This is a genomic window from Defluviitalea raffinosedens (genome assembly GCF_016908775.1).
Classification (GTDB): Bacteria; Bacillota; Clostridia; order Lachnospirales; family Defluviitaleaceae; genus Defluviitalea; species Defluviitalea raffinosedens.
In genome coordinates, this window is record NZ_JAFBEP010000020.1 from 20408 (window position 1) to 45405 (window position 24998).

Genomic DNA, 24998 nt, shown 5'->3' on the forward strand with positions numbered 1-24998 from the left:
CGTATACGCACCTGATCTGGCAAAATACCCTGCCAGTTTATTTTGGCTTACTTAGCAACCTCATTCCAGGAGGTAATTTCCCCTTTGAAAATGGCGTTAATCTGGTCACTTGTAATGTTGCTTATTGTATTTTCCTTGTTTACGATGACTGCAAGCCCATCCATGGCTATTACTGTTGATCTCAAGCTTTTCAATTCGCTCTCCGTCAACTCTCTGGATGCCATACCGATATCACAAGTTCCTTCCATTACTGAATTCATGCCTGTTGTAGAATCACTGATCTGTATCTCAATCTCTGCATTGGTGTTCAGCTTCAAATAAGCCTCTTTCAGCTTCTCCATGACCGGAGTAACGGACGAGGATCCTGCAACTACTATTTTGCCGAATGGCTTCGAGCCGCTGTAAGGACCTTCTTCTGATGAAGCAATATAGCCATTGTCTTCTACTACCTTTTGTCCGTCGTTGCTAAGAATAAACCTGATAAAATCCTGAGCCAGTTCGCTGAGGTCTTCCTTGGTTGCAATATTGAAAGGTCTGAATATCTTGTAAGCATTGTTTTTAATATTTCCAACGGTGGGCTCTATTCCATCAATCTTAACTGCTTTGACGGTATCATTCAAGGAACCCAGGGAGATATACCCAATGGAGTTCTTATTGCCAGCTACCGTGGTCATTACGATGGAAGTACTGTTTACAACGGTTGCCTCGTCTGTTGTATGATCTATCTTGTTTCCATTTGCATCCTTTTCTTCAATTCCAAACAGTTCAATAAATGCTCCTCTGGTGCCCGATCCATCTTCCCGGGAAACAACTACAATGTCATTGCGGCCTCCGCCTGCACAGCCTGTGAAGAAGATTGTCAGCATGATTATAGTTGAAATAAGTCCTAAATTCTTTTTCATTCTGCTTTTTCACTCCTTTACCTTTTCTCTCAATAATTTCTTCTTTGACAATATGAATATTACAGCATAGAAGTTAAAGATAAATGCAGGTTTAGGTTAAATTCTTGTAAAATCAAATTATATATCCTTTCATCTAATCAATCTAAAGGCCTTCCTTGGGGGTTCTGCTTTCAATGTACTTAATTCTATGAAACCCGCCTCTACTGTAAAATTTGATTGGAGGTGGATGGACCGATAGTAGATGGATTACCGTAAACATTTTACCGCTTTTCTGCATATAGAATACTTGTCACTGATATTAAAAATTTTATCTATAAAAAAGAAAACGCCGGATAAAAAACCGACATTCTCTCATCATTGCCCCATCTTAAATTTGCTTTACACTGCGTAATATAGCCATCGTTCAAACTACTCGATTGGAATTGGTGTTATAATTATTTATGCTTTAGTCTGACTTTTAGCTCCTTTACTTTTGTTTCTATTCTTGAGATTACTTTTTTAAATTCGTCATCACCCTTGCCTGTGGGATCATCCAGTCCCCAATCTTCCCTGTGTTTACATGGAAGGTAAGGGCATTCCACATTGCATCCCATTGTAATAACAATATCTACCGGAGGGATTTCATCAAGCAGCTTTGAATATTGGGTTTTCTCCATATCTATATCATATAGCTTTTTCATTAGACGCACAGCATCCTGATCAATTTGGGGTTTTGTTTCTGTGCCGGCAGAGTAGCTTTCAAATATATCTCCTGCAAAATGCTTACCAAGCGCCTCAGCTATTTGGCTTCGACATGAATTATGAACACAAATAAATGCGACCTTAGGTTTATTACTCATTGGCCATGCCTACTTTCTGTCTTTTTACCGGAAACCAGTGCCTTGTATTATTTGCTATCTTTACAAGTATCAACATAACAGGCACTTCTGTAAGAACCCCTACAATGGTAGCAAGTGCAGCCGGACTTTCTGTACCAAACAAAGCAATCGCAACGGCAACTGCCAGTTCAAAGAAGTTAGATGCACCAATCATACCGGCAGGTGCTGCTATATCATGTGAAAGCTTTATAGCTTTGCTTGCCAGATAAGCAATGAAAAAGATAAGAAAAGTCTGAATAATCAACGGTATAGCAATTAATACAATGTGCAGTGGATTATTCAGAATTACATCTCCCTGGAATGAAAAAATTATGATTAATGTTAACAATAAACCTATAGTAGTGATATTTCCAAATTTCGGGACAAAACTCTTTTCAAAATAATCAAGTCCACGCTTTTTTATAACATAATTACGTGTAATTGCCCCACCAGCCAATGGAATGACAACAAACAATACTACGGATAGAATAAGAGTATCCCATGGTATGGTTACGCCGCCTACACCTAGTAGAAATGCAACTATAGGCGTGAAAGCTATGAGAATTATAAGATCATTTGTTGCTACTTGTACGACAGTATATGCTGCGTTGCCTTTTGTCAAATAACTCCATACAAACACCATTGCTGTGCATGGTGCCGCTCCAAGAAGTATTGCTCCCGCAAGATAGTCTTGTGCCAATTCTTCCGGAATTAGAGATTTAAAAATTACAAAGAAAAACAGCCAAGCAATGCCGAACATGGTAAAAGGCTTTATCAACCAGTTGACTATCCATGTAACAAAAAGGCCCTTAGGATTCTTGCCTACATTTTTGATGCTGGCGAAATCCACCTTCATCATCATGGGGTAAATCATCAGCCATATCAAAATAGCGATGGGAATGGAAACCTGCGCATAATCAAATTGACCTAAAAAATTAGGAACAGCGGGCAGGTATTTTCCGATGAGTACACCGACAATCATGCACAGGGCTACCCACAAGGTCAGATACTTTTCAAAAAAGCCAATACCTGCATTTTTTTCATTACTCATAATAATCACCCTCCATTTCAGCAGCATTCCTCACCGCTTGAACAACCACAGCTCGGCTCACTTCCTGTAAGCCAACCCATAATCACGGCAAAGGCACATCCCACTCCGGCGTCAACAGTGATAGCGTTTGCGGGACAATTTTTCGCGCAAGCGCCGCACTCCATACAATGGTCTTTATTTTCAATCTGTGCTTTCTTTTCGTTCACACTGAAAACTCTATGGGGGCAAACTTCGGCGCATCTTCCGCAGCCGATACATTTTTCAGCAGACAAACGAAGCGTTGCAACATTTTTCAAATATCTATGTTTCATAGCGTCCTCCTTTATACCCAGATACTATTTATCAGCAACAATACAAGCCCTACTACTAATGAAATAGCAATAAGCGGCACAGCTATTTTCATTTCTTTGATAACACCGGAAAAGGATGTATATGTTGACGAACCTGTAAAATTCATCGCCAAGAAAGCCGACAATGACGGCAATACCAGCAAATACCCTATGTCAAGAAGCGAGAATCCGGGAACAAACCAGCCGCTATACCAGGTAAATCCCAACGTCCAAATTAACCCCAGCAGCCAGCCCTTCCATGCGAAGGCACTGCCGGGAATCACGGGAAGAAGCAAAGGCGTTATTACAGTTCCCGTTACCACAGCACCCGAATAAGCAATGAAATCCGCTAACCCGAAAGGTCTTGCAGCGAACAGGTTCAGGAGAAACATTACACCAAAAACCATCAACGAAGACTTTGCGGCAGCCACCAGCTCCATTGGAGTGAGAACCAATCTGTCCCACATCGTAAATTTCACGGTACGCATTTCTTCTGTGGCTTTGAAGCCTGAATCGAGAAAAGCCTTTATATCCTTCGCCCTCACAGGCCCATAAATCACAGTAAATCCGGTTTGTTTTGTCACTTCATGGGCGCTCACACCGGGCGCACCCAACTGCGGCAGCACCAATTTCCTGTGGGATACTATCTCAGACAGCCCGGTTTTCGATATTCGGCTTACTATTTCATCGGTTCCGAATGTGCCTTTACCGGCGGCGCACCAGACATTGATGCCTTTAGTATCAAGTATCAGAATCCAGCAATCCAGGCCTGATAACTCTTTCCTCAAGACATCAAATGTCAGCTTGTAGTTCGCGCTTACCAACACAGGAGATGTATGATCAGGCTTACCTATAGCGTAGAGCCCCGGATTTATCTTATAATTCATCCTGCCAATACCCCAGCGCACCTTCCACGCTCCGAGCATGTCTTTGAAGTGAAGATTTGTTGAAACCACAGGCACGCTACCTTTAAGGGTATGGATCACACCGGTTACCCATTTATCATTCTTATCATACGGCGTAATGGACTCAGTGCTGCAACAACTACTGGCCGAGCAGCAGCATGATTTTTCTTTACTCATTTTCATCCCATCCTTTACAACATCCTGCATCTTCTTGGCAGATGCAATTTTCTTTTTCGGAGGTAATGTTACAGAGAAATCGCATTATTCTGCTGACAGTATTTGTGTCCAATGAGTAATACGTCCACTTACCTTGTTCTCTGCCCTTGACCAGCCCGCATTCACACAGGATCTTCATGTGGTGAGACAGCGTGGATTGGGACATATCGAATTTCTCTAAAATCATACAAGCGCAAAGTTCCCCACAGGAGAGCATATCCACAATCATGGCCCTCTTAGGATCCCCCAGCGCCTTGAATACTTTAGCATATTCCAAATAGTCTTCCATATCGGCACCTCAAATCTATAAATATCGATATGATCATTATATGCGCCAAATCGAAGAGTGTCAATATGAAAGCAGAAAATCATATAGTAAATCTAATACCTTATTCTTTCGTACCCAATACCCAATGAAATGTATATGAATAAAATAAACTAAGTGCATGATGCCTCCATAGCGTAACATATATAAACTGAAATGTTCATTACTGTAATCAGAACAATTATCGCACTTATTTACTCCAAGGAATATAAATCACAAATTCTACACCGGTATAGTCTTCTGGCTCTCTCAACTGTAATTGACCGTCATAACGATCTATAATCTGCTTAATTATATATAGGCCAAGACCACTATGCTGTTTAATGCTTTTAGTCGTATATCCGGCAGTAAAAATATTTTGCCTTACATTTTGAGGGATGGGACTGCCGTTATTGGATACCTTTAATTCCAAACCTAGCCTATTGCACATTAGAACTAAGTCTATTCGTGGGGAACCATTCATTTTTACTGCATCTAAAGCATTATCTAGAAGGTTACCGGTTAATTCGAAAGTGGAAGTGAACCGTCTTGTATTTTTACATGCCAATAGAACTTGATTCCGTTAATTTTTGCTTCCTCATATTTTGTACTTATAATAGCCGCTAATTCCGGAGGTTCAATTTTCAGGAGGCTTCCTATGCGGCTGACAGTATGATACAAATTTTCGATATAAGTTTCTGCCTGGTCGAAATGACAAGCCTTTATGTATCCATAAATAGCAGTAAGATGGTTGTAAAAGTCATGACGCTCAACCTGCAAACGCAAATGTAAATTGTGTCTATCTCTGGCATAATGAATTTCTGTTTCCAGTTTTGCATCGTGTTCTATGACTTTTAACAGATATCCGGATACAAAAATTGTTGCTAAAACAGAGACCAATAAAACAATGCTGCCAACTTCTATTAGGGTTTTAAGTGTAAAACTGGGATAAACACCTGTGTTGTAAGCATGAAAACTAAGATTTAATAAAACAAGCATTAAAGCTTGTACCAGGCATAATGTCAAAAGACAATTTTGCCTAATGGATTGCTTTGTTGTTCTTTTGTCAGACTCATTTTTTATTCCCAATTTTTCTGATATTAACGGTAAGCGCCATCCTCGTTTGCCAATGATATACGCTAATACTGAAAGTAAAACTAAGTGTGGCAAAGTAAAAAGTATTCTTAGCAAAGGATCAGAGATGATTTGTTCAAGTTTTAATTTAAAAATCCAAGCCAGAAGAGGAACTGAGATTCCCTCCGCCAATCCCAAAAACACACTTGAAAGCACCATTACAACTGCTGAAGTATGCCAGGGCAATCGAAAAAAGAGGTTCAAAAATATAGTCATGAGTGCTACTTGTGATATGGTATGGATACCAAATCGTACCGGCATTGTCCGAATACTGAATGAGAATATCGAAGTCAGCAGGGAAAGGATTATTACTACAAACGGTGACTCCTTTTTCTTCGTTAATACCAGTACCATATAATACAAAACCAGGCTTTCAGGAACAGACACACCTAAAAAGGGAATTAACGGCATAACATCCATCGCAATACCCCCTTAAACATTATAGTCAGAATACTTCATAAGCTCAGATATACGGTCACGGCTAAGTAAAGCCTTGTCTTCACAATTATTGAATTTTACCTCATAATACGATGAATTGGGAAAAGAGACTATCTTTTCAATCCGATCGGTGTTTATAATGAAAGATTTATGGGAACGAAAGAACATCTTTCCCAAGTACTTCTCCAACTCCTGCAGGGTTTGTCGGGTTTTAAATTTCCCGTTGGAGCATGAAATAAGGGTGTGACGTCCGGATTTTTCTATATAAAATATCTCATCCAGCTTTATAAAGACTCGTTCATTGCCCAGATTTATTGAAATTCTGCAGGTCTCCGTATTTTGGGAAGTATTACTCTTTTTTGATATTTCCAGCATCTTATATATGCGTCGGAAAGTAGATTTTACTCTATCCTCATCAATTGGCTTTAATATATAATCGGATGCATACAGTTTGAATGCATCAAGAGAGTATTCATGATGTGCGGTTATAAAGACTATTGCTATATCCGGTTTTATATCTCTCAGCTTTTCAGCTAACTCTATCCCTTTCATATCAGGCATCTCAATATCCAGGATAGCTAAATCCGGGTTATGCTCTCTTACAAGTGCTATTGCATCTTTAGCATTATCTGCTGTTCCTATAACCAAAGCCCCTTCAAGCTTACTAAGAATTGAGCAGAGTATCAGCATTACTCCATGTTCATCATCAGCCATTACAACTTTAGCCGGTAACAAACTCACCACTTCCTTTCAGGATTTATTGGCAAACTTGTAAACACTTTTCCGGCAAATCATAGTCATAATGGCTCGAAGTCATTGCTATAAATAATTCAGGTTGTATACATAAAGGCTCACTGATGCTATAAAAACACCAATGAGCCTAAAGCAGCTTAGTTCCGGCAACCCGGCCATCATAGCGGTATACCGCTTTAGACCCGTGGCTTTGCGTCCTTGTCTTTCAACAAGTTTGCCTTTATCAGTTTTATTTATGTTGATTATACTATTTATTATATAACAAAGGTCATGTTGAAATTTGTCAAAGCTTACTCACTTTATTTTTATTGGTTAATATTATTGCCCTTCAAATTTCACTGCCAGTAATTAGAATTTCACTTTTTTTGTAAAATTCAATTGAGAATGAATAGCGTAATAAATACTATCGGATAAATCTCATCCATTGGCCTTATGCTACTCTCCTATATCAGGTAACATTTTATCAGTGATATTGCTTACCATCTAGGCTGATACTTCAAACCCATAGATTTCTTGTATTTACTCTGCCCTTCTTACTGTAGCAAAGAATTATTTTACATACACATGCATTTTGTCTTTTTATCGTAAATGGCCTCATGTAAATCATCTTTGCAAAACAATTCTATGATTTACCAGTTCCATTTCCTTAATCCTTGCTTTTACTATCTTCCTTTGTCCAAATATATTTTCCAATATCAAGTTCTCTTCTTCTGGGAGTATCTTGTCAACAGATTCAAGAAACAGCTTTTCTTCACCTTTCTCATCAATTAAATAAACATTTGCTTCACACATATTAGCACCTCTTCATGCTTTCTTTAATACTTTGAACCACCTTATCAATAAGATGCGGCAAAGGCTCACTCTTATCAACACCTACAACTTCGATATTTCATCGATTTAATGGAAGAAGCACTTTTTTAGCTGGACTTTCAGCAATTGCTTTAGCCATTGTTGGAGTCAATTCCCCTAACATTGAATTTGCCGCAATAATTCCTATAGCCCCGATTATTATATCGACCTTACTAGAATTATAAACAATTGCATTTTCTCCTGTAGCTCCCTCATTTGCACCAGCCTTCATCATAAAAGATGTGGCAAGCGAGTTTGTTCCCAGAGCAACAATTTCAATATCTTCCATCAATTCCTTCCTTAATTTCTCAACAATTGATTTTCCGATACCTCCGCCTTGACCATCTATTACAGCTATTCTCACTTGCATCCCCCTATCAAAACACTACCTTTTTAAGACAGCAGATTGTTACCTATAGGATAACATCATCCTTCCGGCTCTTCAACTCCATAAATTCTGGCTGCATTCAAGTACATAATATTATCTATTTCTTTTTCACTAAGCCCCATTTTATAAAGTTCTTCTTCCCATATACTTATATCATCATATAATTTATCAGGTAAACCGTCGGAGGCATACAGAATTTTATAAGAAGAAATCTCTTTTCCAATCAGTCTTTTCTCCGTGATGTGCCTCCTCACAACATCTCCGCCCGAAAGATCAAAAAACACATTTCTTCTAAAACGGGCTATTGCACAGGATAACTCATACATGCCATAACCTAGATGAGCACCTATAATCTTCAATTCCGGGAATTTCAATGCAATATTATCCAAATAAATTGGCAGCATGAAACGCGAAGATGTATTAAATCGTTTTATTTTTGTCTCAAAATCCCTTGAAATTTCAATAAGTTTTTTATCAAAAGGAGACTCTACAAGGTAATCTACAGCATTTCCAATGACCCCTGTATGAAACAAAGCCACAAGCCCTAATTCTTGAGCCAACTGATAAAATGGATAATACCTTTCTTCATCATAATTATAATTAGGACAAATAATTTTAACTCCCTTAAATCCTGATTCCTTATAGTAGTTCAAAATCGCTGGGCCATCTTTGTCTATATCAATATAAGCTAATCCAACAAAAATTTCCGGATATCTATGGATTGCCTCTTTCACCATTTCATTTACTTTTCCTCGTCCCCCCAACAATGCAGCTTTAACCACATTTGATTTGATCATGTTTTCTACTAAATTATCTGTTAACCGCAAAGTCACATCATTTATCTTTTCGGTAAATTCAGCTTCATACATATCAATGGGAAAGTGGATATGGGATTCGAAAACTCTCATTATTTTTTCCACCTCTGCTATTCTTTTTATGCTATATCATCCAGTTAATAATCGGGTATCACAAATTTTTTATTATTCACTTTTACTATATCGGCTTTTACTCCATATACCTCATATATATTCCTGGCATTAATCATATCTTCAATTGTACCGGTTTCTAAAGTTCCGTTTTTGAACATAACAATCTTGTCGGAATACATGAGCGCATGGTTGGGATCATGCAAGGTCATTATACATGTAACTTTTTGCGATGAGTTAATTTGCTTTACAACATTCAATACTTTAAGCTGATTTTTTAAATCAAGGTAAGAGGTAGGTTCATCAAGCAGTATTACTTCGGTATCCTGAGCAATGGCTCGTGCAATCATCACCAGCTGCCTCTCCCCGCCACTTAACCTGTTGAATTCTTTATCCCTTAAATACTCAATACCTATCTTCTCGATTGCCTCATCCGCTTTATCTATATCATCTTTCCCCGGAACATAGCCAATATGCGAAGACCTACCTAATAAAATCATCTCTAAAACAGTGAAATTAAAGTTGGTATTATATAATTGTGGAACTGTTGCAACTATTCCGGCAAGTTAAAACATATGTTAACAAGAATCCAATAACCATATATGGAAGTACTGAGGCAATTTTCTCCCAGCTTGATGTATGAAGGCTTCCCATTATCCAGTATACTAATCCCTGAAGTTTTAACGGATCAATCATTATTTGCAGTATTGATAATAATGCAGTAAATAAAGCTGATATTACAACTCCCGATAAAACCAATGATACCACAGATGTATCCCCGTCTTTCATAGCAGCCATATAGCAGATGGCAACACCCATAATGGCGAAAATGAATGCACTGATCTGTACCGGAATATTAAGAAATGACAACGCAAGGGCAGCTCCAAAAGCTGCCCCTGATGATAAGCCAAGGGTATATGGCTCAACAATGGGATTCTTCAATACAGCCTGGAAGGAGGTCCCCGAAACCGAAAGACTTGCTCCAACAAGCATTGAAAGAATAACCCTTGGTAACCTTATCTCTAATAATACATTCAGGCTGTTTGTGTCAATTACACTATGAAAGAATGTATATCCGCTTATTTTATAAAGCATTAAATCTATCACCTTGGCAATTGGTATGTGATAGGAACCAATGCACAAAGTAATTAAAAAAACCGGTATTGGTAAGAAATATATTAATTTCTCTATGTCTTTTTTCATAAATATTTCCTTAATCCCTTGCTCTATTTATCTTACTCTATTTAAAATCGATGTTATATAACTTTTTCAGCATATCCGCTTTTGTTTTCTCAATGTCTGCATCCTTGAACAAATCAGGGTAAAGGGTTTTTGCTATGATGTTAACCGAATATATATATTTAACCGTCCAAAGATCGCAATAGAATGGATGGGGCAGCTCAACAACTGCTTTGTTTTTTATGGCATTTATATTGCTCCACTGTGCATCTTTGAAGTAGTCATCGGGATCCAAATCCTTGATATTCCACAAAATGATGAAGTCAGGATTCCAGTTAACAACCTGCTCCATTTTTGCAACAATATGTTCCTCATTTATATCGGCAGCAGAATTTTTCGCTCCACTCATTTTTATAATACTGTCACCGGTGCTGTTGCTTCCGGCGATGTCTAGCTTTGAAGGTCCCCATACAAATAGGGATGACGGCTTCTCTGATTCATCAATAGCTTTAATCTTATTTTTAATATTTTGAAGTTCTTTTTTTGTGTAGTCAATAATCTCTGCCGCTCTGTTTTCTTTGCCTGAGATTTTGCCCAGTATCTCCATCTTTGTGTAGACCTGCTCAAAGTTATCCACTTGTATTCCTACTACCTTAACCCCTTTGTCCTCCAGAGTTTTAATATCATCCTCCTGACCGGCCCACATGACTACCACATCCGGGTTCATCCCAACGATTTCTTCAATGTTTTTGTCAATAGCGGGGAGTGACTTGTTCTTTACCCTTTCATCAATCTGCGCAGTAAGTTCAAAAACATCCTTTGTATCATATGTCCATTTGTCTATTGCGATAACCTGGTCTTTCGCACCAAGCATATAAAGGTCATTCAAACCACTGTTTAGCAGACATACAATTTTCTTAGCCGGATAGTTTACTTCAACTTCTTTTCCTCTGGAGTCGATAATCTTCACTGTTGTGCTTTTAGTTTCTTCGTTTTGTTTTACTTCTGCTTTCTAGCAACCTACTGCAAGTATAGCCATAATACAAATCATGGTAAATAGTGCAATAATTTTTTTCATGTTCTTTCCTCCAAAAATTAATATAAATAAAAAGCGGTCAACAAAAAAAGTTTCACTAAGAAACAGTCTTCGTGACCGCTATTATTTCAAATAATAAATTTTTCTTTTGTACCCTAATAATGCCTACGTGACATTATCTTTTGGTATTTTACTATGCCATAAATTTAAAGTTAATATTTACTAATAGATTTTTAATTAGTTCTTTCTTTTGATGCACCAATAATAGCTGTTTTGTCTATTTCATTGCATAGTTCCTCCTAACACTTTAGCTTTCACGTGGATATGCCATATACAAGAGAGCATTTACAATTGCCGCCGCCACATTACTGCCGCCTTTTCGCCCTCTTGCAACGATATAAGGAACACCGCTTTTCATAATAAGCTCCTTTGACTCGACGACATTCACAAAGCCTACTGGTACGCCAATAATTAAAACAGGTTTTATTTTATTGCTTTTTATCAATTCATCCAGCTTGATAAGGGCTGTGGGCGCATTGCCTATAGCAAAAATAAGAGGCTTGTCCAATTCTGCCGCCTTTTCCATAGATACACTCGCACGGGTTGAATTTTGCTCTTTCGCCTTTCTTGCAACATCTTCATCTGCCATATAGCAATATGCCTTGCCGCCGGCTTTTGCCAAAGCAGCCTTGTTGATACCGGATAAAGCCATTTTGGTGTCTGTTACAATGTCAACCCCTTTCTTAATGGCTTCAAGCGCAATATTTATTACATTTTCGGAAAAGCAAAGATTATGAAGATAATCAAAATCCGCAGTAGTATGAATTACTCTCTTAACAATAGGCGCAACCTTCGCGTCCAGTTCAATATCTCCAATTTCCTGAGTTATTATTTCAAAGCTTCTCTTTTCAATTTCATCGGGTCTATACAATTTCATCAATATTCAATCCCCTCTCGTGCTTTAACACCACTATCAAATGGATGCCTGATTTTTTTAATTTCAGAGATATAATCGGCCAAACCAAGCAATTCCCCATCAGGATTTCTCCCTGTAAGAACTACTTCGGCATGGAGCGGCTTGGTCTTCAGAAAGTCCACTACTGCTTCTTTGTCAATAAGGTTTTTTTCTATTGCTCCAATAAGCTCGTCGAATATGATAAGGATTTTTTTATCACATGATATAACTTCAATAGCTTTTTCAAAGATTCTGTTATTTTCTATTTTAAGTGCCGCTTTCTCCTCATCGTTTAATTGCCAAGTAAATTTGCCCGGTTTTTTACTTCTTAAAATTAATACATTTTCCATTTTATCCAAAATATTCAATTCACTTGTATTCCATGACTTTAAAAACTGAGCCAGAATTACCTTATAGCCGCTGCCGCAGGCACGCAATGCAAGTCCCAACGCTGCTGTCGTTTTCCCTTTCCCGTCGCCGCAATAAATATGAATCAACCCGTTCATAGAGTAACACCTTCATCAATAATTTTATAAATATACTTCATATCGAGAGATTTGCGGAGCTCATCTGCCAATTTGTCATATTCCCGCTCTTTATGCGCTTTAACGTCACAACTTAAGGTTTCATTGTATTCAAGATCTTTTTTGTTGTACAAAGCTTTTATAATGGTCTTTAAAACCTCTTCGCTGTCAAAAATTCCATGGACATAGCTGCCATAAACATTCCCCTGGCAAAGCCCGTCGGTTTTCTCACCGCCGTCCATGCTTTTCAGCATCGACAAAAAGCCTTCAGCCTTTGTTATACCCATATGTATTTCATAGCCCTCGAAGCTTTTTCCATTGAGCTCTGAAAAAATACCACCAGCGCATTTAAAAATGCCGCTTACTCTGGTTCTTGTCTTTTCCTTTTCAAATACGGTATGGGCATCAATGAGTCCCAAGCCCTTTATTTCGCCGCCGCCTTCCACATTGTAAGGGTCCTTAAGGCTTTTGCAGAGCATCTGATATCCGCCGCAAATACCGAATACAGGATTCCCCCTGCTTGCATATTTTAATATTTCAGCCTCAATACCACACTCTCTCATCCATTTTAAATCGTCAATTGTATTTTTTGTTCCCGGTAGAATCAGCAAATCCGGACACTTAAATTCCTTTGCACTCGAAATATATCTAACCTTGGCTCCCAAAATCAATTCAAAAGCATTAAAGTCCGTAAAATTTGAGATTCGTGGAAGTTTTATGACAGCAATATCAATGTCCGCCAACACACTGCTATTTTCAAATACTTCAGAAAGGCTGTCCTCATCATCTATTCTCAGAGTCATGTATGGAACTACACCGACTGTTGGAACAGGTATAAGGTCTTCCAGCATTTTAAGCCCCGGCTCCAGGATCTTGATATCGCCTCTGAACTTATTGATGATGTTCCCTTTAATATACTTCTTTTCAGTTTCATTCAGTAGCATGTAAGTTCCGTAAAGTGAAGCAAACACACCGCCTCTGTCAATATCTCCAACAATCAGCACAGGGGAATTTGCCATCTTTGCCATGCCCATATTGACTATGTCATTTTCTTTTAAGTTTATTTCTGCCGGGCTCCCTGCACCTTCAATCACTATAATGTCATTTTCAGCGGCAAGGGAGCTATAGCTTTTCATAATTTCCGGTATATATCTTGTTTTGTTTTTATAGTAATCCATAGCTTTCATATTGCCCACAACCTCGCCATTGACAATGACCTGTGAACCTTTGTCGCTTGTGGGCTTCAAGAGGATGGGATTCATCCTGACATCCGGCTTCTTATATGCGGCTTCGGCCTGTACAACCTGAGCTCTGCCCATTTCAAGCCCGTCCTCAGTTATATAGGAATTCAGTGCCATATTCTGTGACTTGAAAGGCGCCACCCTATAGCCGTCCTGTGAAAAAATCCTGCAAAGTCCTGCAGTTATAAGGCTTTTGCCTGCATTAGAAGTTGTCCCCTGTATCATGATTGCCTTAGCCATTTTTTATTACCTCGCTTATTGCATTAATCAGCTTTTCATTGTCTTCACGGCATCTGACAGCTATTCTGTAATATGTATCGTCAAGTCCTTTGAAGTTGGCGCATTTCCTTATCAGTACGCCCTTTTTATAAAGCCTGTCATACAAATCCGTCTGTTCTGCTTTAAATAAAATAAAGTTAGTATGGCTTTCAAAAACCGTGAAGCCAAAGCTGCTTAAGTTTTTTGACAAATAGCCTCTTTCTTCATCTATGATCCTGGCAGTCCTTATTAGATAATCCTTATCTCCAATTGCGGCGATCCCTGCTACTTGAGCAGGTGTCGACACGCTCCACGGCTGCCCGGCTTTTTCAATCTTCAACAGTATTTCTTTATTGCTGCATAAGCAATACCCGAGCCTGAGCCCCGCCATCGCGAATATTTTCGTAAAAGCCTTTACAATTATCACATTGTCAAAATCCTCAAGATACTCTATAAAGCTATAGCTCTTCTTTTCAGCGATAAAATCCATGAAGCATTCGTCAATGACCAAAATACAGTTTTCCTTTCGGCATTTTTCTGCAAGCTTGTATATTAAGCTCCTGTCTGCCAAATTTCCCGTCGGGTTGTTTGGGTTACAAATGAAAACAATATCCTTACCTGACACTTGCTCCAATATGCCGGTTCCCACAGTAAAGCCATATTCAGGGCTTAATCCAAAATACTCGATTTTACAGCCGGTGTTCTCAAGGGCCTGTCCGTATTCGGAAAAGGTTGGCGCTGTGAGGAGAGCAGTCTTCGGTCTTAAGGCATAGCATATTCTGTAGATTATATCTGCCGCGCCGTTTCCGAACAGTATGCAGTCCGCTTCAAATTTTTCATAGGCACTTACAGCTTCCTTCAGCTTACGGCAATTAGTATCCGGATAGGCACTATAGCTTTCAATATTCTGAGCCAACGCCTTTTTAACATTGTCAGGCAAACCCAGAGGGTTTATATTAGCCGAATAATCAAGCGGTTTTGCTCCATTCATCTCCATATATGAATAGATATCGCCGCCGTGCATTGCTATATCATCCACCAGATACACCCCCTTACAATCATGGCAGCAATCACTGCTAAAACAGAAGTCGTATACATCAATTTGTTTGTGAGAACTATATCCTGAGCTACAATTTCCCGATTATTATCACCAATAGTCGGCTTATGGACAAGCTGTCCGAAATAATAGGCATTGCCCGCCAGCTGTACATTCAAAGCTCCGGCGCATACCGACTCGGTTTGTGCAGAATTTGGGCTTTTATGGTTTTTCCTATCTCTTAGAAACATTCTAAAAGCATTTTTATAGTCCAGGCCGTTTAATGCGCTTGCCGCAATCATAAGCAGTGCAGTTATCCTTGCCGGTATGAAGTTTGCAATGTCATCAAGCCTTGCAGCAACCTTTCCGAATTTTTCATACTTTTCATTTCTGTAGCCTATCATGGAGTCCATTGTGTTAATCGCCTTGTATAAAAAAGCAAGGGGCGCGCCTCCTATTGCCATATAAAAAAGCGGAGCTACGACACCGTCAGTGGTGTTCTCGGCTATCGTTTCGACTGTGGCTTTTGTGATACCCTTAGCATCCAAATTCTGCGTATCCCTTCCGACAATGTAGGATAAGTATTTTCTAGCTTCCGGATAATTGCCTTCCTTGAGAGGGTAATAAACCTTCATACTCTCTTTTTTCAGGGATTTTACGGCAAAAATCTGGTAGCAGAAGTAAATTTCAATCCCCATAGCCAGATAGTAATTCAAAGTATTTGCCAGATACAGTATCAAAAATGGAACAAAAAAAGCTAATCCCGATATAACCAGCACGAGAACTGTCCCTGCAAAAAGCTCGTTTTTTACGATTTTTCTTAACATTTTCTCCAAAGCACTGATTGCCTTTCCAATTATACACACGGGATGAAGTAGCCAGTATGGATCTCCGAATATCAAATCAAGTATGAAAGCAATACCAATAACAAACAGATATCTCATTTTTTGTACTCCTCACATTTTTTAATAAATCTGGCTGCCATTTGAATGTTCCCCCAGAAATGAATGTGAGGGTAAAGAGCGAATACGTTCTCCTTGCAATATCCGGTTTCCCACGTTTTCCCGCTTGCTTTTCTGGCTGTAAGGCTACCGGAATCAGAATCATTTTTAGAATAATGAAATTCGTGGGCAGTGGCGGACTCTCCATGCTCCAAAAGCATGGTGTTGTCCTTTGCAGTCAATGTAACATACCCGAAATTCTGAAGTTTCTCCGTCATCTCAAAGCCCGGTTCAATTATGTGGGTCATTGCATAGGAATTAATACTTTTTCCCAGGTACATAAAGCCGCCGCATTCGGCATAAATCGGCATTCCCTCACGCCATGCAGCTCTTATGCTGTTTATCATTCCGGCATTTTTGCTGAGCTTTTCAAGATAAAGCTCCGGATATCCGCCTCCTAATATCAAGCCGTCAACATCCTCCGTCAGCCTAATGTCCTCAGTAGGTGAAAAATATATCAGCTTTGCACCCATTTTTTCGAGAAGCTCAAGGCTGTCCTGATAATAAAAGCAAAATGCCCTGTCCTTAGCAACTGCAATTCTTACATCTGATATTTGCTCAACTTCAATTTTCTCATAGTCAAAATGTTCCGCATTATTTGCAATATCAAGAAGCAGGTCCAAATCTATAGTCTCTTCTGCTATAGCAGCAAGTAATTCCGTCTTTTGCTTCAGCGAACCTATTTCTTTTGCGGTAACCAGCCCCAAATGACGGCTCCCAATGACTGCCTCGGGTTCAAAAGGCATATAACCTGCCACTCTTATTCCAAGACGGTTTTCAATAGTTTCTTTGTACATTTTATACATGTGCTTTGAAACATTATTTAAAACTACAGCTTCAATCCTGTTTTTATCAAAATCCAGATAACCCTTTATCATAGCGGCAACGGAGACCGAAGCTCCCTTGCAGTTAACTACCAAAACTGCAGGAATTCCAAGCTTGTTTGATATATCCCATGAAGAGTTTTCACCGGTATTTCCACCCACCCCATCGTAAAAGCCCATAACGCCTTCCACGACCGAAACATCAGTATTCTCGCTGTTTTTGGCAAAAAGGTATCTTGCCTGCCTTTCTCCGCATAAAAATAAATCAATATTCCTTGAGTTTGTCTCAATTATTTCGCTGTGAAACATAGGGTCAATATAGTCAGGGCCGCATTTAAAGGCAGCTACCTTGAGCCCTCTGTTCTTTAACGCTTTTAGTATTGCACAGGTCACTGTTGTTTTTCCGCAGCCGCTGTTTGTTCCAGCTATCATGATTCTGTTGATTTTTTTATTCATCATTCTTTTCACCATAGATTATGTAAATAGGATTGTTTGCTATCATCATATTGTAGCTTCCGGCCTTTTTGCTTTTTGAACAATTCAGACAAACAATATCTGTTTCAAAATTTATCTCTTTGAATGCCTCAAGGGCCTCAGTTAAAGTCTCAAGGGTTATTGCCGTAATCAAAATTTTTACATCTTCATTTGCCCTATACAGGCTTTTAACCAATTTATCCAGATTGCCTCCGCTTCCTCCGATAAACACCTTGTCCGGGACAGGCAGCTTCCTTATTTCCTCCAATGCCTCTCCAAAGACGGGTATTACATTTAACGCGCCGAGATCGGACTTGTTTTTACAGAGAAGCTCAAATGCATTGTCTTTTTTCTCTATAGCGAAAACCAATCCTTCGTGGGCTTTTCTAGCCATTTCTATAGCTACCGAGCCGCTGCCCGCCCCTATGTCAAACAAAACATCCCGTGCTTCTATCTTCATCATGTTTACTGCAACCCAGCGCACTTCCTGCTTCGTCATTGGAGTTTCATTCCTTGAAAGCTCCTTGTCAAAAAGGGGCATATCCCTGTTTACACAATTCTCATTCTCAAACAAAAGAACCGTAAGGCTGTCAAAGGAAATCTCAGAAAGCTCCTCCACCGTTCCGCATAAAATTCTTTCACCCGGCATTGAAAGCAGCTCCCCGGCTGTAACTTTTATCCCTGACAAGCCATTTTGCTTAAGATCCTTTAATATTTTCGAAGCGTTGTTAGCCCCGCCGGTCAGAACAAAAGTGTACCGGTTATATGCGATACTCCCCGGAAGATTACCTTCTCTTCCATGGAGGCTCACAGCTCTGACATCCTCATAGCTTAGCTTGATTTTACTGCAAAGATATTGAAGACTGCTGATTCCGCATGTAAAGAACACATCAAAATCAATTCTGAATTTTTCATCCAGCCTTTTTGCCATACTGAAAAATCCCACATCTCCGGAAACAAGAACAGCCATTTTTTGAGCTTTTGAGCTTCTTATTTTCTCTTCGATGTCCTGATATGAACATTTAATAATACCCTCTTTGAAGTCTTTGTACAAATCTCCGATTCTGTCAAATGCATAGACCTCATGGCAGATTTCCAGCAGCTTCGCACCATGTCCTGTGATTTCCTCCGGCGCCCCGGGGCCGCATCCGATTATGAATATTTGCTTTTTCATAATGCATCCCTTATCCTGTCGGCTAATATTTCCGCCAATCTTTTATCCGCTCCCAGCGTCTTTCCCATTGTAATTTTTACATCCTTATTTTCTTTAAGGTATTTGTCAATTTCCTTCGGAATATCTTCTTTTATGTGTACACCTTCAAACAGGAAATAAGGTATGACAATTATGTTATCAACACCTTTTGCTCTCAGCTTTTCAAGCCCGGTATGAAGATCCAGGTTTGAAAACTGCAGGTATGCAGTTTCAATAATTTCCTCACTGAATATTTCTCCAAGATAATTTACAACCTGCTGTAAAGTCTGCTCTGTTGACTTCTCCCTGCTTCCATGGGCCAGTATCAGTATTCCTCTCATGCAAAATCTCCTCCGTTTTTCATTTCTCTCAAGGATTTTTCTGCTTTTTCCAATGTTTTTTCTATGTCTTCCTCTGTATGCGCATCACTCACAAACATGGCTTCAAATTGTGCAGGCGCCATATGTATACCGTTATCCAACATATGCTTGAAAAATTTTGCATAAAGCTTTGTATTGCTGCTTTTAGCAGTTTTAAAATCAGTTACAGCTTCCTTTGTAAAAAATACGCATAACAGGGATCCGACCCTGTTCACAGTGAGAGTCAGCTCCAGCTCTTTTGCCATCCTCTTAAATCCTTTTTCCAGTGACTCTGCCATTCTGTCTATTCGCAAATATATATCCTTGTTTTCCTTAAGTTCCGTCAACTGTGCTATTCCTGCTGCCATCGCTATGGGATTTCCAGAAAGGGTACCCGCCTGATAAACTCCCCCAAGGGGTGATACAAGCTCCATAATCTCTTTTCTTCCCCCATATGCCCCAACAGGCATACCTCCTCCGATAATTTTGCCGAAGGTGACAATATCCGCTCTGACATCAAAATATTCCTGTGCTCCTCCCGGGCAAAGCCTAAATCCTGTAATGACCTCATCAAAAATCAGAAGCGCTCCGTTTTCATCACATAGAGCTCTGAGTCCGGCAAGAAAATTATCCCGTGGAGGAACTACACCCATATTGGCCGCCACAGGTTCAAGGATGACAGCAGCAATTTCTCCCTTGTTTTCTGCAAAGAGTCGTCTCACACTCTCTATATCATTATAATCTGCAATCAGAGTATTTCTTGCAAATTCACCAGTTACACCAAGACTGTCGGGATGTGAAAGAGTCAAAGCCCCCGATCCCGCCTTAACTAGCATACTGTCGCAGTGTCCATGGTAGCAGCCATCAAATTTTATTATTTTACTTTTTTCAGTAAAGGCACGGGCAAGCCGTAAGGCACTCATGACAGCTTCTGTTCCGCTGTTTACCATCCTTATCATATCAATTCCCGGAACCATGGAAGTAATAAGCTCAGCCATTATTACTTCTTTCTCCGTCGGTGCGCCAAAGCTCAACCCGTAATCGACAGCCTTTTTGACGCTTTCTGCTATCTTTTTATTGTTATGTCCCAGAATCATGGGCCCCCATGAACAGACATAATCAATATATTCTCTATCCTCTACATCATAAATTTTGGAGCCGTTCGCTCTTTTTATAAAAACAGGTTCTCCTCCAACTGCCCTGTAAGATCTCACAGGACTATTCACCCCGCCCGGCATTACACTCCTGGCTCTGTCAATCAAACTGCTGCTCATCATCCGATATCTCCCTTCTCAATTGCTTTTGATAATTCCTTTGCATAGTACGTTATAAGCATGTCCGCACCTGCTCTGAACATACTGACGGCACTTTCGCACATAACAGCATATTCATTAACAAGGCCCAACTTGGCAGCGCTTTTTATCATTGCGTACTCACCGCTTACGCTGTATGCGCAAATGGGGTTTTGTGTTTTATCCTTAAGCTCTCTTATAATGTCAAGATAAGCCATGGCCGGCTTTACCATCAAAATATCCGCACCCTCCTGAATATCCAGCATGGCTTCCTTTAAAGCTTCACGCCTGTTGTGATAATCCATCTGGTATGTCTTTCTGTCCCCAAAGGCTGGAGCAGATTTGGCCACATCTCTGAACGGTCCGTAAAACGACGAAGCATATTTTACTGAATACGACATGATTGGAGTATCATGAAAGCCTTTGCCCTCAAGGGTTTTCCTTATTTCTGCAACCCTGTTGTCCATCATGTCTGACGGAGCGACAATATCAGCCCCGGCTTCAACATGGGAAAGAGCGATTTTAGCAATGTAGGGAAGCGTCAGGTCATTTATGACCTTGCCGTCCTTCACTATGCCGCAGTGTCCGTTTGCCGTATATTCGCACATACAGACATCTGTTATTACAGTTATTTCCGGATACCTTTCCTTGATTTTCCTTACGGCTTTTTGTACGACTCCGTCTTCGCTATAAGCTCCGCTCCCTTCATCATCTTTTTTATCGGGAATACCGAAAAGCAAAACCGATTTAACGTTGGCATTAAGAATATCTTCTATCCCTGCCTGTACGGTATCGGGGCTGTAATAGTTATGTCCCTCTAAAGATTCTATGGGCTCGATAATTCCGTTCCCTTCCTTTATGAACAATGGAAGTATTAATGCTTTGGATGAAATCCTTGTTTCTCTTGCCAAATCCCTTATGTTTTTATCATTTCTCAGTCTTCGTGGCCGTATTGCGTTCATATTGCACCTCCGTAATTTTACTTATCATTGAATCAATGGTTGCCTCATCCGATATATAGTGCTTGATTCCATATTTTTCAGCAGCTTTTGAAGTTTGGCTGCCAATACATATTCCCGTTATCTTGCCTAAGTCAATTCCTTGTATTGATCCGACAAAGCCTTCAACAGTCGATGCGCTCGTAAATGTCACATAAATGCCTGGATTACCATTTATTAGAGCCTCTATGTCCCGGCTTCCCTTATTGACATATAAGGTATCATATACCGGAACATCTTCAAATGCTCTTTCATTTTCTTTTAGAACAGCCGTTATTTCAGCACTACCCTTTAAAGCTCTCAAAAGAAGTATTTTTTCATCAGCACCCGCTATTTTACAAAGCCCTTCCGCCAGATGCTTTCCGTCAAAAATCTCAGGTATGTAGTCTGCTATAATTCCGTAGCCGGCAAGCGTTTCAGCAGTCTGACTCCCGATTGCGGCAAATTTTTGACCGGCCAGAATTCTAATGTCCTTGTTTTGCCTCTTCAAATATTCAAACAGGATATTAACTCCGTTTTTACTTGTAAAAACAATCCATGAGTACTCTTTGATGTTGCTTACTACTCTTTCCAACCGGCTGTTATTTTCAATTTCCTTTATCTCAATGCATGGATATTCTATAACATCTGCACCCAGTTCCTTAAGCTTGGCGGTCAATGTACCGGCAGAGTCCTTAGGTCTTGTTACAATGATTTTCACACCCATGAGCTCTCTTTTTGAAAACCAGTCAAATCTGTCACTCAGACCACAAACCTTTCCTACCACAATAACGGCAGGAGATTTGACGCTTTTCTCTACAGCCTTTTCATAAAGGTTTTCAATTGTGCCCAGAATTTTTCTCTGACCGGCTCTTGTTCCATTTTCAATAATTGCAGCCGGCATATGCTTATCCATACCTTCTGCCAAAAGTCCATCAAGTATTTGTCGCAGAGAAGAAATCCCCATTAGAAAGACTAATGTGCCTCCTGACTGTACAAGTGCTTTGAAGTTAACCGACAGCTCTTCGCCCTTCTTTTGATGTCCCGTTATGACGTGAAAGCTGCTGCAATAGTCCCTGTGGGTTATGGGAATCCCTGCAAATGCAGGCGCAGAAATCGCTGAGGTAATACCCGGAACCACCTCGAAAGGAATCCCGTTTAGCTCCAGAAGCTCCAGCTCTTCTCCGCCGCGTCCGAATACAAAGGGATCTCCACCCTTTAACCTTATTACCAGTTTTCCCGCTAAGGCTTCATCCACAAGAATTCTGTTGATTTCTTCCTGAGGCACCGGATGCCTGCCGCTTTCCTTACCCACATCTATTTTTTTTGCATTGTCCGGTATCAGCTCCAGAATATCATCTGAAACAAGCCTGTCATAAACAACAACCTCAGCCTTTTTTATATATTCCATTCCTTTAAGGGTTAAAAGCCCCCTGTCGCCCGGACCTGCCCCTACCAAAACCACAAAGCCCTTTTTCATGAAGTCAGCACGCCTCCCCCTTGAGCCTCTTTGCAAGCGAAATACCCATTTTGACTGCATCTTCAGCCCTGCCATACTCTATACCTTTTATTGCTATATTTTTTTCTTCGTTCACATAGAGCCCTCTTAGCACTAATTTATCGTTTTCGAAATATGCATAAGCTGCAACCGGCGATGAGCAGCCTCCATCCAAAGCGGCAACAAAGGCACGTTCGGCATCGGAAACTATTTTTGACCTTTCACTATGGAAATTAGCGAGATAGCGTGTATCTTCACCTTTCCTGGTCTGAACGGCAATGATTCCCTGACAGGCCGCAGGCATTATTTCTTCCGTTGTAAAATACCTGCTGATCCTGTTTTCCAGTCCAAGCCTCTTAATCCCGGCGGCAGCCAGAATAATTCCACAGTATTCTCCGTCATCCAGCTTTTTTAGCCTGGTGATAACATTCCCTCTGAGTGGCTCGATATTGTCAAAGCCAAGAGCTTTAAGCTGCAGCATCCTTCTTTTGCTGGAGCACCCTAGCGGCTTGCTTTTATCACCTTGATTTACAGGAAGGATGAGAACATCCCTCTCGTCTTCCCGTTCCGACAAGGCCACCACGGGTAATTCAGAATTAATTTCCATGGGCATATCCTTGTAACTGTGTACAGTTATATCCACACCTCCGTTTCGCAGCGCTTCGTCCAATTCCTTAACAAACAATCCCTTGCCACCGATTTTATCAAGGGTTTTGTCTAAAATTCTGTCCCCTGTTGTTTTCATGGTGACTAATTCAACTTCTATATTACTGTCGTATTTTTTTATGGCATCTATGACCATCTGAGCCTGTATGACTGCAAGTTCACTGTCCCTGCTGCCAACTCTCACTGTTTTCATGTTTGCTCCCTCCGGTTCTTTAAGAATTCCCTTATTCTTGCAGCCGTTTCCTTTGCCGCTTTATGGTTGCTGCCGTCCTTTGAAATCAGTCCGCCTGTAACCTCCCCGTTTTCAAATATAGCAGGGAAGTAAAAATCGCACAGCTCTTTTCTGTCACATACATTTACTGGAATCCCCTCTTTCCGTGCGTCATTGCAGACCTTTTCATTCACATCCCTGTCGTCCGTTGCAGCAATTGCCATGAAAGCGCCATTCAGGTCACCCGGCAGGTAATTTCTTTCAATTAGTGTAAGCTTGTTTTCGCCGGCTAAAAGCTTTATACTTTCCGACTGGCAGGCAGCAATCACAACCAACTCCGCGCCATAGCGTATAAGAACCTGGACTCTTCTTGTGGCAATCCTTCCCCCTCCGATGACAACAACCTTTTTGTTTTTCAGGCTAATAAACATTGGAAAATGGGACAAGGATTCTTCTTGCGTAATTCCAAATTCCTTTTGAAAATATATAAATATTTCCTCCAGCGTCATGCCTTCTTCTTTACAAGGCCTTCCTATCAATATAACCTTTGTCCCCAGCTTTCTTGCTGCATCAATCTTCTCCTGAAAGCCTCCGCTTTTCCCGGTTTCCTTTGTTACCAAAAACTTAGCATTGATTTGTTCCATGGTCGCCAAATTCATATTCTCACTGAAGGGTCCCTGCATGCAAATTATATTCGTCGCGCTAAAGCCTGCATCCGAACATGCCTTTATTGCCTCAGCCGTTGGCAGTACTCTGACAAAAACTCTTTCTCTGTAATTTTCGATTTTTGAATATGGCAGCAACTCCTTACTTCCGGTTGTCACAAAAATATTTCCCTCTGTACCGTTAAGATAGGCACATGCTGCTTCTATGCTTGAAAACTCTAGGACATTTTCATATTCCAATGAAGGCCTTACCAGCCTCATCACAGCCTTGCCGCATCTTTTCGCAGCCTCCTTTACATTCTCCGAAATGATTTTGGCATAAGGGTGTGTTGCGTCCACAATATAGTCATAGCTTTTTATAAGTTCTGTAATCTCTTCAAGGGAAAGCCTTCCCTCCTTTACCGACAAAAAAGGCATGTCAGGCATCACCAGTGAACCGTATCCGGTGGCTACAGCTGCTGTAACCTCAACACCGTTTTCGGCTAAAAAAGTACTTAACTTTCTTCCTTCATTTGTTCCTGCAAATACAATCACTTTTTTCATCTTATTCTACCTTCA

General features: G+C 40.2%; 28 protein-coding genes and 1 riboswitch. All 28 genes read right to left on the reverse strand.

Translation table 11 applies throughout. The features are described from left to right. Positions 1-47: 47 nt before the first annotated feature. The 28 genes from JOD07_RS12415 to cobK all read right to left on the reverse strand — a co-directional run bounded on the left by JOD07_RS12415 (position 48) and on the right by cobK (position 24983). A complete protein-coding gene (locus tag JOD07_RS12415; protein WP_204614191.1) occupies positions 48-902 on the reverse strand; it encodes a substrate-binding domain-containing protein in 855 nt (284 codons plus the stop codon). A 434-nt stretch (positions 903-1336) separates the two neighbouring features. Continuing rightward, entirely contained in the window at positions 1337-1741 is a 405-nt protein-coding gene (locus JOD07_RS12420) for an arsenate reductase ArsC (RefSeq protein ID WP_204614193.1), read from the reverse strand. Beyond that, positions 1734-2810 (reverse strand): ACR3 family arsenite efflux transporter, encoded by a 1077-nt coding sequence (arsB, locus tag JOD07_RS12425; RefSeq protein ID WP_204614195.1) that lies wholly within the window; start codon positions 2808-2810, stop codon positions 1734-1736. The genes JOD07_RS12420 and arsB overlap by 8 nt, the downstream gene beginning before the upstream one ends. Positions 2811-2827: 17 nt before the next feature. Next, entirely contained in the window at positions 2828-3121 is a 294-nt protein-coding gene (gene hgcB, locus JOD07_RS12430) for a mercury methylation ferredoxin HgcB (protein ID WP_204614197.1), read from the reverse strand. 11 nt (positions 3122-3132) lie between these two features. After that, on the reverse strand, positions 3133-4221 hold the full coding sequence (hgcA, locus tag JOD07_RS12435) for a mercury methylation corrinoid protein HgcA (protein ID WP_330636315.1): 1089 nt from the start codon (positions 4219-4221) through the stop codon (positions 3133-3135). Then, positions 4214-4549 carry an ArsR/SmtB family transcription factor gene (locus JOD07_RS12440; protein WP_204614199.1) on the reverse strand — a complete coding sequence of 112 codons (336 nt, stop codon included), beginning with the start codon at positions 4547-4549 and terminating at the stop codon, positions 4214-4216. The genes hgcA and JOD07_RS12440 overlap by 8 nt, the downstream gene beginning before the upstream one ends. A 226-nt stretch (positions 4550-4775) precedes the next feature. Next, positions 4776-5132 carry a sensor histidine kinase gene (locus tag JOD07_RS15505; protein WP_243429322.1) on the reverse strand — a complete coding sequence of 119 codons (357 nt, stop codon included), beginning with the start codon at positions 5130-5132 and terminating at the stop codon, positions 4776-4778. Beyond that, on the reverse strand, positions 5087-6118 hold the full coding sequence (locus JOD07_RS12445; protein WP_243429323.1) for a Spo0B domain-containing protein: 1032 nt from the start codon (positions 6116-6118) through the stop codon (positions 5087-5089). Before JOD07_RS12445 ends, JOD07_RS15505 begins: the two co-directional genes overlap by 46 nt. 12 nt (positions 6119-6130) lie before the next feature. Beyond that, positions 6131-6871 carry a LytR/AlgR family response regulator transcription factor gene (locus JOD07_RS12450; protein WP_014256569.1) on the reverse strand — a complete coding sequence of 247 codons (741 nt, stop codon included), beginning with the start codon at positions 6869-6871 and terminating at the stop codon, positions 6131-6133. A 160-nt stretch (positions 6872-7031) separates the two neighbouring features. Continuing rightward, positions 7032-7118, reverse strand: a riboswitch (cyclic di-GMP riboswitch). A 374-nt stretch (positions 7119-7492) separates the two neighbouring features. After that, positions 7493-7681 carry a CooT family nickel-binding protein gene (locus JOD07_RS12455; RefSeq protein WP_014256570.1) on the reverse strand — a complete coding sequence of 63 codons (189 nt, stop codon included), beginning with the start codon at positions 7679-7681 and terminating at the stop codon, positions 7493-7495. A gap of 97 nt (positions 7682-7778) precedes the next feature. Next, a complete protein-coding gene (locus JOD07_RS12460) occupies positions 7779-8102 on the reverse strand; it encodes a DUF3842 family protein (RefSeq protein ID WP_330576621.1) in 324 nt (107 codons plus the stop codon). Positions 8103-8164: 62 nt separating this feature from the next. Next, complete coding sequence (locus JOD07_RS12465) at positions 8165-9034, reverse strand: amidohydrolase family protein (RefSeq protein WP_014256572.1); 870 nt, start codon at positions 9032-9034, stop codon at positions 8165-8167. 44 nt (positions 9035-9078) lie between these two features. Next, a complete protein-coding gene (locus JOD07_RS12470; protein ID WP_243429324.1) occupies positions 9079-9552 on the reverse strand; it encodes an ABC transporter ATP-binding protein in 474 nt (157 codons plus the stop codon). 28 nt (positions 9553-9580) lie between these two features. Then, entirely contained in the window at positions 9581-10255 is a 675-nt protein-coding gene (locus tag JOD07_RS12475; protein WP_243429325.1) for a FecCD family ABC transporter permease, read from the reverse strand. A gap of 37 nt (positions 10256-10292) precedes the next feature. Next, complete coding sequence (locus tag JOD07_RS12480) at positions 10293-11201, reverse strand: ABC transporter substrate-binding protein (RefSeq protein WP_204614201.1); 909 nt, start codon at positions 11199-11201, stop codon at positions 10293-10295. Positions 11202-11574: 373 nt separating this feature from the next. Further along, positions 11575-12204 carry a precorrin-8X methylmutase gene (locus JOD07_RS12485; protein WP_014256575.1) on the reverse strand — a complete coding sequence of 210 codons (630 nt, stop codon included), beginning with the start codon at positions 12202-12204 and terminating at the stop codon, positions 11575-11577. Next, complete coding sequence (locus JOD07_RS12490) at positions 12204-12728, reverse strand: cob(I)yrinic acid a,c-diamide adenosyltransferase (protein ID WP_128705600.1); 525 nt, start codon at positions 12726-12728, stop codon at positions 12204-12206. The genes JOD07_RS12485 and JOD07_RS12490 overlap by 1 nt, the downstream gene beginning before the upstream one ends. Next, positions 12725-14227 (reverse strand): cobyric acid synthase, encoded by a 1503-nt coding sequence (locus tag JOD07_RS12495; RefSeq protein ID WP_204614203.1) that lies wholly within the window; start codon positions 14225-14227, stop codon positions 12725-12727. The genes JOD07_RS12490 and JOD07_RS12495 overlap by 4 nt, the downstream gene beginning before the upstream one ends. Continuing rightward, entirely contained in the window at positions 14220-15284 is a 1065-nt protein-coding gene (gene cobD, locus JOD07_RS12500) for a threonine-phosphate decarboxylase CobD (RefSeq protein WP_014256578.1), read from the reverse strand. Before cobD ends, JOD07_RS12495 begins: the two co-directional genes overlap by 8 nt. Further along, on the reverse strand, positions 15272-16225 hold the full coding sequence (gene cbiB, locus JOD07_RS12505; protein ID WP_014256579.1) for an adenosylcobinamide-phosphate synthase CbiB: 954 nt from the start codon (positions 16223-16225) through the stop codon (positions 15272-15274). The genes cobD and cbiB overlap by 13 nt, the downstream gene beginning before the upstream one ends. Beyond that, a complete protein-coding gene (locus JOD07_RS12510) occupies positions 16222-17565 on the reverse strand; it encodes a cobyrinate a,c-diamide synthase (RefSeq protein WP_014256580.1) in 1344 nt (447 codons plus the stop codon). The genes cbiB and JOD07_RS12510 overlap by 4 nt, the downstream gene beginning before the upstream one ends. Further along, positions 17555-18754 carry a bifunctional cobalt-precorrin-7 (C(5))-methyltransferase/cobalt-precorrin-6B (C(15))-methyltransferase gene (locus tag JOD07_RS12515; protein WP_014256581.1) on the reverse strand — a complete coding sequence of 400 codons (1200 nt, stop codon included), beginning with the start codon at positions 18752-18754 and terminating at the stop codon, positions 17555-17557. Before JOD07_RS12515 ends, JOD07_RS12510 begins: the two co-directional genes overlap by 11 nt. Continuing rightward, complete coding sequence (locus JOD07_RS12520) at positions 18751-19113, reverse strand: sirohydrochlorin chelatase (RefSeq protein WP_014256582.1); 363 nt, start codon at positions 19111-19113, stop codon at positions 18751-18753. The genes JOD07_RS12515 and JOD07_RS12520 overlap by 4 nt, the downstream gene beginning before the upstream one ends. Next, positions 19110-20408: a glutamate-1-semialdehyde 2,1-aminomutase gene (gene hemL / locus JOD07_RS12525; protein ID WP_014256583.1), complete on the reverse strand. Its 1299-nt coding sequence runs from the start codon at positions 20406-20408 to the stop codon at positions 19110-19112. The genes JOD07_RS12520 and hemL overlap by 4 nt, the downstream gene beginning before the upstream one ends. Next, positions 20405-21385: a porphobilinogen synthase gene (hemB, locus tag JOD07_RS12530; RefSeq protein ID WP_014256584.1), complete on the reverse strand. Its 981-nt coding sequence runs from the start codon at positions 21383-21385 to the stop codon at positions 20405-20407. Before hemB ends, hemL begins: the two co-directional genes overlap by 4 nt. Continuing rightward, positions 21351-22880, reverse strand: a complete 1530-nt coding sequence (cobA, locus tag JOD07_RS12535; protein WP_014256585.1) for a uroporphyrinogen-III C-methyltransferase — start codon at positions 22878-22880, stop codon at positions 21351-21353. Before cobA ends, hemB begins: the two co-directional genes overlap by 35 nt. Before the next feature lie 4 nt (positions 22881-22884). Next, positions 22885-23757: a hydroxymethylbilane synthase gene (gene hemC / locus JOD07_RS12540; RefSeq protein ID WP_204614210.1), complete on the reverse strand. Its 873-nt coding sequence runs from the start codon at positions 23755-23757 to the stop codon at positions 22885-22887. Then, the gene (cobK, locus tag JOD07_RS12545) at positions 23754-24983 is read right to left on the reverse strand and encodes a precorrin-6A reductase (RefSeq protein ID WP_204614211.1); all 1230 of its coding nucleotides are present in this window, start codon (positions 24981-24983) and stop codon (positions 23754-23756) included. Before cobK ends, hemC begins: the two co-directional genes overlap by 4 nt. Positions 24984-24998 lie beyond the last annotated feature (15 nt).

Coding starts and splice junctions, on each gene's coding strand:
- JOD07_RS12510 (WP_014256580.1), bottom strand. CDS start 17,565: ATGATGAATAAAAAAATCAACAGAATCATGATAGCTGGAACAAACAGC.
- JOD07_RS12445 (WP_243429323.1), bottom strand. CDS start 6,118: ATGGATGTTATGCCGTTAATTCCCTTTTTAGGTGTGTCTGTTCCTGAA.
- JOD07_RS12485 (WP_014256575.1), bottom strand. CDS start 12,204: ATGAAATTGTATAGACCCGATGAAATTGAAAAGAGAAGCTTTGAAATA.
- JOD07_RS12470 (WP_243429324.1), bottom strand. CDS start 9,552: ATGATTTTATTAGGTAGGTCTTCGCATATTGGCTATGTTCCGGGGAAA.
- hemB (WP_014256584.1), bottom strand. CDS start 21,385: ATGAACGCAATACGGCCACGAAGACTGAGAAATGATAAAAACATAAGG.
- JOD07_RS12420 (WP_204614193.1), bottom strand. CDS start 1,741: ATGAGTAATAAACCTAAGGTCGCATTTATTTGTGTTCATAATTCATGT.
- JOD07_RS12415 (WP_204614191.1), bottom strand. CDS start 902: ATGAAAAAGAATTTAGGACTTATTTCAACTATAATCATGCTGACAATC.
- JOD07_RS12515 (WP_014256581.1), bottom strand. CDS start 18,754: ATGAAAAAGCAAATATTCATAATCGGATGCGGCCCCGGGGCGCCGGAG.
- hemL (WP_014256583.1), bottom strand. CDS start 20,408: ATGATGAGCAGCAGTTTGATTGACAGAGCCAGGAGTGTAATGCCGGGC.
- hgcB (WP_204614197.1), bottom strand. CDS start 3,121: ATGAAACATAGATATTTGAAAAATGTTGCAACGCTTCGTTTGTCTGCT.
- cbiB (WP_014256579.1), bottom strand. CDS start 16,225: ATGAGATATCTGTTTGTTATTGGTATTGCTTTCATACTTGATTTGATA.
- hgcA (WP_330636315.1), bottom strand. CDS start 4,221: ATGAGTAAAGAAAAATCATGCTGCTGCTCGGCCAGTAGTTGTTGCAGC.
- JOD07_RS12495 (WP_204614203.1), bottom strand. CDS start 14,227: ATGGCTAAGGCAATCATGATACAGGGGACAACTTCTAATGCAGGCAAA.
- JOD07_RS12520 (WP_014256582.1), bottom strand. CDS start 19,113: ATGAGAGGAATACTGATACTGGCCCATGGAAGCAGGGAGAAGTCAACA.
- JOD07_RS12490 (WP_128705600.1), bottom strand. CDS start 12,728: ATGAACGGGTTGATTCATATTTATTGCGGCGACGGGAAAGGGAAAACG.
- cobA (WP_014256585.1), bottom strand. CDS start 22,880: ATGAAAAAGGGCTTTGTGGTTTTGGTAGGGGCAGGTCCGGGCGACAGG.
- arsB (WP_204614195.1), bottom strand. CDS start 2,810: ATGAGTAATGAAAAAAATGCAGGTATTGGCTTTTTTGAAAAGTATCTG.
- hemC (WP_204614210.1), bottom strand. CDS start 23,757: ATGAAAACAGTGAGAGTTGGCAGCAGGGACAGTGAACTTGCAGTCATA.
- JOD07_RS12465 (WP_014256572.1), bottom strand. CDS start 9,034: ATGAGAGTTTTCGAATCCCATATCCACTTTCCCATTGATATGTATGAA.
- cobK (WP_204614211.1), bottom strand. CDS start 24,983: ATGAAAAAAGTGATTGTATTTGCAGGAACAAATGAAGGAAGAAAGTTA.
- JOD07_RS12455 (WP_014256570.1), bottom strand. CDS start 7,681: ATGTGTGAAGCAAATGTTTATTTAATTGATGAGAAAGGTGAAGAAAAG.
- JOD07_RS12475 (WP_243429325.1), bottom strand. CDS start 10,255: ATGAAAAAAGACATAGAGAAATTAATATATTTCTTACCAATACCGGTT.
- JOD07_RS12440 (WP_204614199.1), bottom strand. CDS start 4,549: ATGGAAGACTATTTGGAATATGCTAAAGTATTCAAGGCGCTGGGGGAT.